We start from the raw sequence: 13,500 nt of genomic DNA, 5'->3' as shown, positions 1-13,500 counted from the left end.
TTAATAATAAATGTTGTTCGAGGGAAGGATGATTATTTGGCGGTTATTTTAAATGTTATTAAGTTATATGTGGAACGTTGGGACTTCTTTCTTGAGTTATTGCTTCAACACATATCCTTATCACTTATTGCGATATTCTATATCACCATAATTGGACTTAGTATGGGTATCTACATGACAAGGAATAAGATTTTTGCAACAGTTGTCCTTACAGTTACCAATTTCCTGTATACGATTCCATCGATTGCTCTTTTTGGGTTTCTAGTTATTATTACAGGTATCGGCAATAAAAGTGCGATCATCGCACTTGTTGTATATGGTGTATTACCTATTATTCGCAACACTTACGTAGGCATCAATGAAGTGGATGACCAAGTTGTTGAAGCGGCCGTTGGGATGGGTAGCACAGAAATTCAATTGCTGACAAAAGTCCAATTGCCTCTAGCACTTCCTTTTATATTCGCTGGTTTTAGAACAATGGTGATTATGACAATTGCCTTGGGTGGTATTGCATCCTTTATCGGTGCAGGAGGACTGGGTGTAGCTATTTGGCGAGGTATTACGACGAATTTTCCTGAGATGACAATTGCAGGCAGTCTTTTGGTTGCCACGCTTGCCATATTAACAGACTTAATTATGGAACTGGTTGAAAACAAGATGAAGTTTAGGATACTAGGTATGGTTAAAGTGTCAAAACTAGATAGTTAATCTTTCACAAACAATATATAGTTATGAATGCATCAACGTAATCTATATATTGTTTGTGAACTTAGTGAAACTTAGTTTTGACACCTTAACCAGGTATAAAGAAAAAAGAAACTACTGACAAAATTGTAGGAGGTAAAATATGAAAAAAACATGGATAGCTATAATAATGGTATTAATACTTATTACCGGTTGTGCGAAGGAAGAAAAGAAGGTAGTGATTGCCAGTAAACCGATGACTGAACAATACATCTTGGTTGAGATGTTAACGTATTTAATTGAAAACAACACCGACATTATCGTTGAACAAAAGATGGGCATTGGTGGCGGTACTTCCAATATTCATCCCGGTATGGTAAGCGGGGAAATTGATATCTATCCGGAATATACCGGTACAGGGTGGCTTTTTGTTTTAAAAGAAGAACTCATCAACGATCCAACTGAATTATATGAGGCCGTAAAAGATCGATATCAAGAAGAATATGGTATTATTTGGTCAGAATTATATGGATTTAATGATACCTATGGTCTTGCTATAAAAGAACAACGAGCAGAAGAACTTGATATTCGTTCCTATTCAGATTTAGCAAAGGTAAGCTCAACTCTAAATATAGGTGCAGAGTATGATTTTTATGAAAGAGAAGATGGATTTCCGGGACTAGAAGCAACCTATGGTTTCGAATTTGATAAAAAAACAGAGCTAGATATTGGACTGAAATACGAAGGTATTGGTTCGGATCAAGTGGATGTTATTAATATTTTTTCTACAGATGGTCGCTTGAAGCAATATGACTTAAGGGTGCTCGAGGATGATCAGAACTTTTTCCCATCCTACTTTGCGGCAACACTCATTCGAGAAGAGACCATGAAGAAGTATCCTGAACTTGAAGCAGTACTTGCCAAACTAGATGGTCAAATCAATAATGAGGAGATGACCAATCTCAATTATTTAGTTGAAATAGAAAATATGGATCCGAAAGTGGTGGCAGTAGACTTCTTGGAGGAGAAAGGGCTCAATTAATGGGATTTATTGAATTTGAAAATGTAACGAAATCTTATAATTCATCTGAGATTGTTATTGATAACTTGAGTCTGTCTATACCAGAAGGCGAGTTTGTCACAATTCTTGGACCATCAGGCTGTGGTAAGACAACCTTACTTAAAATGGTGAACAAGCTCATTGATTACAATAGTGGTTCCATAACGGTTGATTATAAAGATATTCAAAAATGGGATACGATAAGGCTTAGAAGAAGTATCGGTTATGTGATTCAGCAAATAGGGTTATTACCGCATCTCAATGTTGAGGATAATATCAACTATGTACTTAATATTACAAAATCAGATAAAAAACTTCGAAGAGGTCGAGCAGAGGAACTTATTGAACTTGTTGGGTTATCAATAGACCATCTAGATCGATATCCAAGAGAATTAAGTGGAGGACAAAAACAAAGAGTGGGAGTTGCTAGAGCACTTGCGGCAGATCCTAAAATCATATTAATGGATGAACCTTTTGGAGCTGTAGATGAAATAGCCAGAACGGCCTTACAAGATGAGATTCTAAACATTCATAATAAACTCAAGAAAACAATTCTTTTTGTTACCCATGATATTCAGGAAGCGATCAAACTGGGTTCGACGATTGTTCTTATTAATAAAGGCAAAGTTGAGCAAGTTGGAACAAAAGAAGATCTTATTTTTAATCCAGCAAGTGATTTTGTAAAAGAATTTTTTGGCATAAAAGGATTTCAAGCAACATTAGATAAAAGTATTTTAAGGGATCTTTATAAACGTATTCTTACAAAAGAAGAAAGTATTGAGAATCTATATCATAAGCTGGAAAGCTAGATGTGGGTTCATACTATGAGGAGATTGTATGAAAAAAAATAATATAACCATCACCACCGTTAAAAATGGACCTTATGTGATATCTAACTTGAAGGGAATCAAAGAATCTGTTGGTACAAATGTACCGATAGACGCACCTACCAAATCTTTCTGTCGGTGTGGACAATCAAGAACAAAACCTTTTTGTGATGGTACCCACGGTAAAATCGATTTTAAAACCGATAAGTCAATCGACCGACAACCAAGACATTCGGATACTTACAGAGGCAAAAAAATAACCATTCATGATGATAGAGGCATATGTTCCCACGCTGGGTATTGTACAGATGGTTTACCTAAAGTCTTTAGGATGGGTACAGAACCATGGATAGATCCGGATGCTGAGTCAGTTGAAAAAGTCATAGAGACCATAAAAAAATGTCCTTCCGGTGCACTTAGCTATACGATAGATGATGTCAAATATGATACGTATTCGGATACCCCAGAGGTGATGATCACTGAGGATGGACCCTATGTGGTTAAGGGATCTATTGAATTAAAGGATGATGATAAACCCGAATCCATGGAACATTATGCGCTTTGCCGCTGTGGACATTCAAAGAATAAACCATTCTGTAATGGACAACATTGGTATGAAAAATTTGAAGATGACGGTAAGGTAAAAAAAAAACTGGACAAAGCAACCATAGATGATGAGAAATACGATAACAAGTACACCACAATTCAGAAGTTAGCAAAGACCGGTAAAAGCGAAAACTCTGCTATGAGGACCCTTGAAACTTTCCCAGATTTTAAAACAATTTTATTTAAGGGTAGCCAACTTCACAGAATGCCTCTTAACGGAGATATACCGGTGAATCTGAAAACGGTAATTGGTAAAACGGCCAAAAAACCCATAACCCTCAACCTTCCTTTTTATGTATCCCATATGTCTTTTGGCGCTTTATCAAGAGAAGCCAAGATTGCTTTGGCTAGCGGTAGTGCCATTGTCGGTACAGCTATGTGTTCAGGAGAAGGGGGTATGTTATTAGAATCTAGAGAGGCGGCAAAAATATATATTTATGAACAAGGAACAGCACATTTTTCTTATGATGAAGAAATCATGAAAAAGGCAGATGCTGTTGAATTAAAAATAGGACAAGGTGTTAAGCCGGGACTAGGTGGACATTTGCCAGCGAGTAAAATCACGCCAGAAATAAGAAAAATTAGAGGGCTTAAAGAAGGAGAGGAATCTATTTCCCCAGGAAGATTGGCTGGTGTTGACTCTCTAGAAGATCTCATTAATAGAGTGGATCGCATACGCATGGTGACGGATGGGGTCCCAATAGGCATAAAATTTGCAGCGGGACACATTGAAGAAGATATCGCCTTTGCACTACAAGCAAACCCGGACTTCATTACGATTGATTGTCGCGGTGGTGCAACAGGATCTTCGCCTAAGTTTTTAAAAGATAATGTTGGAGTACCACCAATATTTGCGATTAGAAGAGCCAGAAAATATCTGGATCAAGTGAACAGTAAGGTTTCCTTATGTATTACCGGAGGTTTTAGAGATAGCTCTGATATTGCTAAAGGTATAGCCTTAGGTGCAGATGCAATAGCGCTTGCTACGGCATCTATGATATCTATTGGTTGTTTACAATCTAAAGTTTGTCATACAGGTACTTGTCCAGTAGGTATAGCAACACAAGATGAAGGCTTAAGAAGCGTTTTTAATATGGAAGAATCCATTCAACATTTTGTTAATTTCTATACAGCAACAGCAAATGAGCTAGAAGTTTTTGCCAGAACAAATGGAAAAAATGATATACATCAGCTCGATGTGGATGACCTTATGACGATTAATAATGAAGTCTCGTTAAACACGGACATTAAACATGTTTGATGTAAAAAGCATACCTATAATTCATTTTCCATCAAGAAAACATGCTTCATAGGTATGTGCAGTTTGATCTTGTTATTGTTTGATTCTGATATGTGGGGGCATGAGGCTTTAGCTATTTCCAGTTGAAGCACATTGCCGCCACAATTGACGATGATTGTCGTTGAGAAAACCCCTTCTATTTTTTCCATAATTTCACAATCAAAAACATTGTCCTTATGAGATTTTTCGGAATAGAGCCTGAGGTGGTGGGCGCGGATACCGGCAAGCATAGAGTCGGACAAGGGTATTTGGTTATTTGCTGCTTTAAAAATAAGTGCATTGGACTTAAGCAGAAGGTAGTCCTTGTGTTCTTCTAAGATGGACACGTCCAGTATATTCTTACACCCGGTTATTCTTGCAGTGGTCAAGTTAATGGGTTTGCTAATGATGTCTTCTTTTGGACCCAGTTGAAGATTCTGACCGTCATCCATGATCATAATCTGGTCACAGATGCGATAAGCTTCTTCGATGTTATGAGTGACGAGTAATACAATACCATTGAAATTCTCTTTGATTATTTTCATCAATTCCTTTTCTAGTAAGTATTTAATATGACTATCAAGAGCAGAAAAAGGCTCATCTAAGAATAACAAATCCGGTTCTGTAATAAGTGTTCTTGCAAGAGCTGTTCTTTGTTGTTGCCCACCGGATAGTTGAGAGGGATAGTGATGCTCAAGACCCTTTAGCTGCATCTTTTCAATCATATGGGTGACTTTTTGTGCACGCTGACTTTTTTCGAAGTGCTTCATACCATAAGCGATGTTTTGCTTAACTGTCAAATGGGGAAACAAGGCATAGTTTTGAAAAACATAGCCTATGTTGCGCTCCCGTGATGGTATATTAACTTTTGATTCAGAGGAGAATAGTAATGCACCGTTAAGTCGAATACTTCCTTCATCCGGTGTTTGAAGACCGGAGATACATTTTAAGGTCATGCTTTTGCCACAACCTGAGGCACCAAGTATGCCCAGTACACCTTTATCAGCAGTAAAGGATGATTGGAGCGTGAATTTTCCTAGGGTCTTTTTCAAAGATACTTCAAGCATATTTGATCACCCCTTTTTCATCTTTCGCTCAAGTTGGCTGATTGTAAACAAGACAATAATGGCAATGCTGGTCATAATGAGGACAAGTAAGTTGGCCATTTCTTTGTTGCCGGCTTGCAAGGCATCATAGATGGCTATGGGCATGGTCATTGTTTTATTAGGAATGCTGCCTGAAACCATGAGGGTGGTTCCAAAATCGCCTAAGGCTCTGACAAAGGACATGGTAAGACCGGCCACGATACCACGCCACGCTATGGGCATGACAACAGTTATGAAGATGTTAAGTTCACCCCGCCCAAGGAGTCTGGCAGCATTTAGATAGTCTTCATTAATCTCAAGAAAGGCCGTTTTTGAGGCCTTAATCAAGTAAGGAATAGAGACGACAGTAGATGCGATAATAGCACCTGTCGGGGTAAAGACAATCCTTATGTCAAAATTGTTCTCTAAAAAAGCCCCAATAGGCGATTGCCTTCCTAAGAGAACAAGTAAATAATAGCCAAGAACTGTAGGCGGTAATACAACGGGTAAATTGGTTAAAGTATCCACAAAATCTACGGCTTTTCCACGACCCCTACTTAAAAAATAAGCGACAGGAAGTCCGAATAAGAAGCTGATCAGCGTTGCAGTGAAGGCAACACGAAAAGATAAGTAGAGCGGAAAAAGGTTAACATTATTCATTAGATTACTCCTCAGGTGTTACAAAGCCATATTGATGCATTATTTCTTTGCCTTTTGGACCATTCACAAATGCTACAAAGGACTTTGCCAGTTCTTCATTGTCGGTATCACTTAATACCGCCATGGCTTGGGTTAAAGGTGCATGCATATCGGAATCAATGATACTATAATTAAGTGTTAATTCATCTTTTTGTGAGAGTGCAATAATAGCGACATCTGCATTACCGGTCATTAGGTAGGAAAGTGTTTCTGCTATGTTCTTACCAAAAACGATTTTGGGCTCAAGTATATCCCATAATTCTGCAGTTTCAATGGCTTGTTTTGCCGCTAGTCCGTAAGGTGCATGCTCAGGACTGGCGATGGCAATAATTTTGATATTAGGGTCTTTAAGACCATCCATTGTTGTTGCTTCAACACCACGGCCTTTATAGCTTGCAATACCGATACGACCGATGGCATAAATCTGTCTTGTATCTGAAAGAATCAGACCTTTTTCATCAAGGCCTGTAATGGCACTTTCATTTGCAGCGGCAAAAACATCAAAAGGTGCACCATTGGTAATTTGTTCACTTAAGGTAGCGGTTGAGGCAAAAGAAAAGGTAACACGACAGTTTTTTGAGGCTTCAAAGGCTGCGCCTATTTCAATAAAGGCTTCTGTTAATGATGCTGCTGCAGCAATAGTCAATGCACTCTTTTCTTGAGTTATAGAATCGGCTGATTCATTAGGACTATCCGTTTTAGAAGCGATATTTTCCTTAGTATTACAACCGAATAAACTCATAATGGATAAAATTAGAAAAAGTATTAAGAAGTTTTTTTTCATTCTATGTTCCCCCTCGTATAGTTGACCAAGCTGAATGTGAGCAAAACAATATGAAACGCATTATAAAGACGCACAATTATTATTATTTTGTACATATTATACGTAGAGAAGGATCAAAAGTCAAGGGATAAGATGCTTGAAGTTGTCAAACGTGACGAAGCGTGATATAATCACAAGCATTATATCAAATAAGTTGGGAAGGTGGGTGCTATGGATAATCAAAGTGCACTAACGGCTCAAGAAGTAGCGGATCTATTGAAGATTGCCAAAAACACAGTCTATGAATTGATAAAAAGAGGTGAAATCAATTCTTATAAAGTTGGCCGGAAAGTCAGGTTTACTCTAGAAGATGTTGAAGCCTATATTGCAAGATCAAAACAACTTCAGCCAACGGCTATGGTACTTGATAAGGACGAAAAAATAGAAGGCCATCCGAAACCTAAAGGCAATGCTTTTAGTAGTAATTTTGTAATATGTGGGCAGGATATCATGCTGGATGTTTTATCCAATTATATCGAACGTCATCCAAAAGGTGGACCAACTTTACGGTCTTATATCGGCAGCTATAGCAGTCTTATTGCTTTGTATCATGGAGACATCCAAGTCGCATCGTCCCACCTGTGGGATGGTGATACGGGGCAATACAATATCCCATACGTAAGAAGTTTGCTTCCCGGAATACCTACGGTTATCATACATCTTGCTTATAGAATGCAAGGATTTTATGTGGTAAAAGGTAATCCCAAAAATATTACAACATGGAATGACCTAAAAAGAGAGGATATTACCATGATCAATCGAGAAAAAGGTGCAGGTTCTCGTGTGCTTCTCGATGAACATTTGCGATTGCTTGGAATCTATGGGAGTACAGTTAAAGGTTATAAAAGGGAGTCTCAATCCCACCTTACAGTTGCAAGCACAGTTGCCAGGGGCGGGGCAGATGTAGGTATTGGAAGTGAAAAAATAGCTCGTCAAGTGGATGGAATAGACTTTATACCATTACAGAAAGAGAGATACGAGTTGGTTGTTAAGAAGGAAGATATAAGAAGACCTCAAATACAAGCAATTCTAGAAATCCTTAATTCAGAAGAATTTAAGACGGAGTTTATTGGCGTTGGTGGATATGATATAAGTGAGATGGGTCATATTGTTGCAGAAACCTAATATGCTAAGGGTCAAAACTAAGTTTATTTAAGCTCAAATAGTACAGAGGGTATTAACTTTAAACCTAACCATAAATATGAACGCGTTGATAAAGATTAAGACGGTATTATTGAAAAAGAGTCAAACCTACTTTAAGAGGAGTAATATAATGGGATTATTGGATCGAATATTAATAGAGATTAGGGGACTTAATGAGCCGGTAATGTTGGAAGCACAAAAAAGAATGGATTCACTTGCTAAACCATTAGGAAGCTTAGGCACCTTGGAAAAAATCGCTATTCAGATTGCAGGTATAACAGGGCATGTGAAAAATGAAATTCATAAAAAATGTACGATTATTATGGCAGCAGACCATGGTATATGTGCAGAAGGCGTAAGTTGTGCACCACAAGAGGTTACAGCGATTCAGTCGCTAAATATGTTAAAGGGCATAACAGGTATTTGTGCTATTAGTAAGGTAAACAATGCGGACATACGTGTAGTTGATATAGGGGTTATGAGCGATATTGATGGTTTAAACTTGGTTAAAAAAAAGATTCGTTACGGTACAAATAACTTTCTTAAAGGACCGGCAATGGAAGGCGAAGAAGTGATTAAAGCCATTGAAATCGGTATTGAAATGGTAAAAGACCTGGTAAAGGAAGGCTACAATCTTATTGGAACGGGAGAAATGGGAATTGGCAATACCACTTGTAGTAGTGCTGTTTTTATGGCCCTTACAGGATCGAGTGCAAATCATTCGGTTGGCAAAGGTGGTGGGATTACAGAGGAAGCCTTTGAACACAAAAAAAGCGTAATTGAAGAAGCCATCCGGTTAAATCAACCCAACTCGAGTGATCCGATTGATGTATTAACCAAAGTCGGGGGATTAGATCTTGCTGGAATGGTTGGCTGTTTTTTAGGAGCTGCGTATTACAGAGTACCCATCGTAATAGATGGTTTTATCTCTGCAACAGCAGCTTTCGTAGCCTATAAAATTAATCCTCTAGTAAAAGACTTTTTAATTCCATCTCATTGTTCACTGGAACCTGGCTATATGTGCATTATGAAAAAAATGGGACTTAACCCAATGCTATATTTGGAAATGAGATTAGGAGAAGGTACAGGATGTCCTATAGCTTTTCATATCATTGAAACGGGTTTATCCGTCATGAATAATATGGCTACTTTTGAAGAAGCAACCATTATTAGTGACTATTTAGTTGACATAAGATAGAAGAAAAGTGGTAACCATAGCTTTAGCATCTACTTTATTTTTAGATACGTTTGATTATGTAATGACTAGAGTAGTAAAGGAAGGTGAAATCACCATGACAAAAATGATACACAATGAATTTGCTAAAAGGTATAAGATCGGTGAAGAGATTGGTAAGGCACTAGACGTACTTGGTTATAATCAGCCTTTGGCCGTTCAAGATAGAGTTATGCCCCATATACTTGAGGGTAGGGATCTGATTGTACAATCTCAGACAGGAAGTGGTAAGACGGCGGCTTTTGGTATTCCAATAGCCGAGAAGCTTGAGATGGATGAGAATCTGCCACAGGTACTGGTGCTCACGCCTACAAGAGAGCTTGCGGTTCAAGTGTGTGAAGAGATTGCAAGTATTGGCAGATATAAGAAAATACGTTGCCTGCCAATCTATGGCAAGCAGCCCATTCATATTCAACTCAGGCATTTAAAACAACGTGTTCATGTTGTCGTCGGTACGCCTGGGCGTCTTGGAGACTTGATTAAGAGAAAGCATCTTGTATTGGAACATATTAAGTATTTGGTCATCGATGAAGCGGATGAAATGTTAAAAAGAGGTTTTCTTGAAGATGTAGAGGCGATTATTAAGAAAATACCCAAGGAACGCACAACCCTACTTTTCTCAGCCACCATGCCACCGGAGATAGAGTTCATATGTTCAGAGCATATGATGAATCCTTTGCGCATAGAGATGGCATCGACCCAAGCACCTATAGACCAAATCAAACAAGTCTGGTACGAAGTAGCAGATGATTGGAAGTTCATGCTTTTAACGAAGTTGATGGAAGAACTGAAACCAAGGAGTTGCTTGATTTTTTGTAACACAAGAATCAAAGCGGATCAACTGGTACAGAAACTCATCAAAGGCAAGTACGATTGTATGGCTCTTCACGGTGGTATGGCTCAAAAAGATCGACTAAGAGCGATCTCAACCTTCAAAGAGGGAGAAGTCACCTATTTGATAGCGACAGATCTGGCGGCTAGAGGCATTCACGTGGATAGCCTTGATTTGGTCGTCAACTATAACGTGCCCCTAGACAATGAAAACTATGTACATAGAATCGGTCGGACAGGGCGTGTTGGTGAAGAAGGCCGTGCCATTACTTTTGTATCTACCCATGATCAGAGAAAATGGGATGAAGTTCAAGAATATATAGGCTATAAGGTCCCACTAGAAGATCAGAAAGCATTGCAACAAAAAGCTATTATTAGGACAAGTGGAGCAAAAGACAAGCCAAAACCAAAAAGAGGAAAGAAAGATCAGCTTCATAAGGATATTACAAGGTTGCGTATCAATGCCGGAAAGAAGAAAAAAATGCGTGCCGGTGATGTACTGGGCGCAATCAGCAATCTATCTGGGATTACATCTGAAGATATCGGTATTATCGACATTCAAGACGCCTGTACTTATGTGGAGATTTTTAATCACAAAGGCCAGATGGTAGAAGAAGGGCTGAACAAGGTCAAAGTCAAAGGTAGGGATGTTAAGATTAAGAAAGTCAAGTAACCCTTCATATTATCAATTAGAAAAAACTCAACTGGCTTAAAGGTCATTTGAGTTTTTATTTTTCTAGAATGCAGACCATATTTACCAGCGAAAACCAACTACGTAGTAATTATTATTTATTGATAATTACTATAAATAGGACCATAGATCTATTTACTATAGGCACTAAGCATTATATCCTATTATTAGGAAATTAAGTTGTTGTTTTAGATTAAGAAATGACATTTAATTTTTAATGAAACTTATAATAGAATGACTTCGAAAGGAGCATATATTGTGTTTGGTTTTAATCACAAAATATCAAAACCAATTATAATATGTAAAATATAAAATGAAAATAAATTTATCGAAACGTATTGCACTGTTTGTAGGACTTCTCATCGTCTTTATATCCATTACACTCGGACTCACAGCTGTTGAGTTTAGTTCTAACATTGTAATCAAGACGGCAGAAGAGGCGATGTTGGAGTATTCAAGTGAAGTAGCAGAACAAATTACAGCTCTAATAGATATACGACTGGCTGTTCTTAATGAGATTTCTTTGAAAGAGGAAATCAGTAGTATGGAATGGGTAAAACAAAAAGCATCTTTGATGGACGATATCGAAAGATTAGGCTATCAAGACATGGGTGTGGTATTACCAGATGGAACCGCTAGATTTGTTTTAAGTGGTGAAACAGTGGCAGTAGACGACAGAGATTATGTACAAAAAGCACTGAATGGCGTGGGAAGTGTTTCTGATGTGGTCATCAGCAGAATAACTGGTGAACCTATATTTATCGATGCCGTTCCAATTAACGCCAATGGAATGGTTGTGGGTGCCTTAATAGGCACACGTGATGGGACATCCTTGAGTGAATTGACGGATCAATTAGGCTTTGGTGACAATGGCTATGCTTTCATTGTTGGCACCGACAGTACGATGTATGCTCATCCCAATAGAGAATATGTAACTGAACAAAGTAATGCTTTCAATGACATTGAAACGGATGGAGCATTAAAGGCATTTGGTCTTGCATTTCAAGAACTTGGTGTTGGAAATTCAGGTCTTGCCAATTATGAACTTTCCGGAACAAGAAGAATTACAGCCATGAGCCCAATACCCAAAACAAACTGGACACTTGGAATTGGTAACTATGAGGAAGATTTTTTGAGCGGAACGGTTGAGCTTAGAAATATTATCGTTATTATTTCCCTTATCGTTATTGTGATTGGTGTTATGGGTGCTTTAATTATTGGTAACTATATTGCAAAACCTATTCGGTATTTATCGAGTTATATAGATAGACTTTCACATTATGATTTGACAAAAAAAGGGGACCAAAGCATTAAAAAGCACGCAAAAAGAAGTGATGAGATTGGTGTGATTGCTGTATCCCTTACAGTGATGCAAGATAATTTTATTGAACTGGTGAAGGAGATTCTAGATACTTCAGGACAAGTAGCCGCTACGTCAGAGGAGTTAACATCAACGAGTCAACAAGTAGCGGTTGCGGCAGATGAAGTTGGCAGAGCGGTTGAAGAAATGGCTATTGGTGCAACGGATCAAGCAAAAGAGACAGAAAATGGTGCAACCAGTGTGAATCAATTAAGTGGCTTAATTTCACAAGACCTACATTTCATTAAAGAGTTGAATGATGCGGCAAATCAAGTGAATAGACTTAAAGATGAAGGTCTTGAAGTGTTGTTTGAGCTTGTAAATAAAACCAAAGCGAGTGAAAAAGCGACAAGGGATATACATGATGTTATTTTTGAAACGAGCCAAAGCGCTACAAAAATAGAAAATGCCAGTCAGATGATTAAAAACATAGCTAGACAAACCAATCTTCTAGCACTCAATGCTGCAATAGAAGCGGCTAGAGCTGGTGAAGCCGGAAGAGGATTTGCTGTTGTTGCGGATGAGATTAGAAAGCTTGCAGAACAATCCAATAGTTTTACAGACGAAATTGTATCCATCATTCAAGAACTTTCAGGTAAAACAGAGCAATCGGTTGTAACGATTAAAGAGGTAGAAGGGATAATATCATCCCAAGCTAAAAGCGTTGACAGTACGAATGAAAAGTTTGAAGGTATTTCAACAGCTTTAGAAGGCATGAAAATGGTTATGGAAGGATTGAACAATGCCAGTCATGAGATGGGCGTCAAGAAGGATGATATTGTAAGTATTATTGAAAGCTTATCAGCAATTTCTGAAGAAAACGCCGCCAGTACAGAAGAAACTTCAGCATCCGTTGAAGAACAAACAGCTGCTATTCAAGAAATCGCTGAAGCCAGTGAAGCCTTAGCTCAGTTGGCAGAATCCATGCAAACAGTAGTATCCAAATTCGAACTTGATCATGGCCTAATATAAATAGAAAAAATAAAAGAGCAATGGCAAAATAATGGCACTTTAACCATAGCTTAAATACAAAAAAAGATGTTGTGATATTCAAACATCTTTTTTTGATGTCTTTCAAAGAAAACACCGTCATTGACTTTAAATGCTCAGGATGCTATAATTATGAAAAACCGATATCGTTGCACGGCGAAGTGCAATGAAAAAGCGAAGAAGCTTGC

General features: G+C 38.1%; 11 protein-coding genes. 8 read left to right on the top strand and 3 right to left on the bottom strand.

What is annotated here, in order from left to right:
* From P0N36_RS08555 to P0N36_RS08540, 4 genes are all read left to right on the top strand, one after another.
* Positions 1–708, top strand: a 708-nt coding sequence (locus P0N36_RS08555; RefSeq protein ID WP_330683993.1) for an ABC transporter permease, incomplete at its 5' end; no start/stop codon positions are given.
* A 139-nt stretch (positions 709–847) separates the two neighbouring features.
* Entirely contained in the window at positions 848–1,726 is an 879-nt protein-coding gene (locus tag P0N36_RS08550) for a glycine betaine ABC transporter substrate-binding protein (RefSeq protein WP_275842429.1), read from the top strand.
* Entirely contained in the window at positions 1,726–2,553 is an 828-nt protein-coding gene (locus tag P0N36_RS08545) for an ABC transporter ATP-binding protein (RefSeq protein WP_275842428.1), read from the top strand. The genes P0N36_RS08550 and P0N36_RS08545 overlap by 1 nt, the downstream gene beginning before the upstream one ends.
* A gap of 28 nt (positions 2,554–2,581) precedes the next feature.
* Positions 2,582–4,438: a glutamate synthase-related protein gene (locus tag P0N36_RS08540; RefSeq protein ID WP_275842427.1), complete on the top strand. Its 1,857-nt coding sequence runs from the start codon at positions 2,582–2,584 to the stop codon at positions 4,436–4,438.
* A gap of 14 nt (positions 4,439–4,452) precedes the next feature.
* On the opposite strand, the gene P0N36_RS08535 is transcribed toward P0N36_RS08540, so the two are convergent.
* Genes P0N36_RS08535 through modA form a run of 3 tightly spaced genes read right to left on the bottom strand, consistent with a single transcriptional unit; the run spans position 4,453 to position 7,024 of the window.
* Positions 4,453–5,523, bottom strand: a complete 1,071-nt coding sequence (locus P0N36_RS08535; protein ID WP_275842426.1) for a sulfate/molybdate ABC transporter ATP-binding protein — start codon at positions 5,521–5,523, stop codon at positions 4,453–4,455.
* Positions 5,524–5,529: 6 nt separating this feature from the next.
* Positions 5,530–6,201, bottom strand: a complete 672-nt coding sequence (gene modB, locus P0N36_RS08530) for a molybdate ABC transporter permease subunit (RefSeq protein WP_275842425.1) — start codon at positions 6,199–6,201, stop codon at positions 5,530–5,532.
* Between the two features lie 4 nt (positions 6,202–6,205).
* Positions 6,206–7,024, bottom strand: a complete 819-nt coding sequence (gene modA, locus P0N36_RS08525; RefSeq protein WP_275842424.1) for a molybdate ABC transporter substrate-binding protein — start codon at positions 7,022–7,024, stop codon at positions 6,206–6,208.
* 210 nt (positions 7,025–7,234) lie between these two features.
* Here modA and P0N36_RS08520 point away from each other — a divergent pair, with 210 nt between their 5' ends.
* The 4 genes from P0N36_RS08520 to P0N36_RS08505 all read left to right on the top strand — a co-directional run bounded on the left by P0N36_RS08520 (position 7,235) and on the right by P0N36_RS08505 (position 13,294).
* On the top strand, positions 7,235–8,188 hold the full coding sequence (locus P0N36_RS08520) for a helix-turn-helix transcriptional regulator (protein ID WP_275842423.1): 954 nt from the start codon (positions 7,235–7,237) through the stop codon (positions 8,186–8,188).
* A gap of 148 nt (positions 8,189–8,336) precedes the next feature.
* Positions 8,337–9,404 (top strand): nicotinate-nucleotide--dimethylbenzimidazole phosphoribosyltransferase, encoded by a 1,068-nt coding sequence (cobT, locus tag P0N36_RS08515; protein ID WP_275842422.1) that lies wholly within the window; start codon positions 8,337–8,339, stop codon positions 9,402–9,404.
* A 94-nt stretch (positions 9,405–9,498) separates the two neighbouring features.
* Positions 9,499–10,944, top strand: a complete 1,446-nt coding sequence (locus P0N36_RS08510; RefSeq protein ID WP_275842421.1) for a DEAD/DEAH box helicase — start codon at positions 9,499–9,501, stop codon at positions 10,942–10,944.
* A gap of 331 nt (positions 10,945–11,275) precedes the next feature.
* Entirely contained in the window at positions 11,276–13,294 is a 2,019-nt protein-coding gene (locus P0N36_RS08505; protein WP_275842420.1) for a methyl-accepting chemotaxis protein, read from the top strand.
* The last annotated feature ends 206 nt before the right edge of the window (positions 13,295–13,500 follow it).

It is taken from the genome of Petrocella sp. FN5 (assembly GCF_029210395.1).
Classification (GTDB): Bacteria; Bacillota; Clostridia; order Lachnospirales; family Vallitaleaceae; genus Petrocella.
This window is presented reverse-complemented; position numbering and strand designations above follow the sequence as displayed.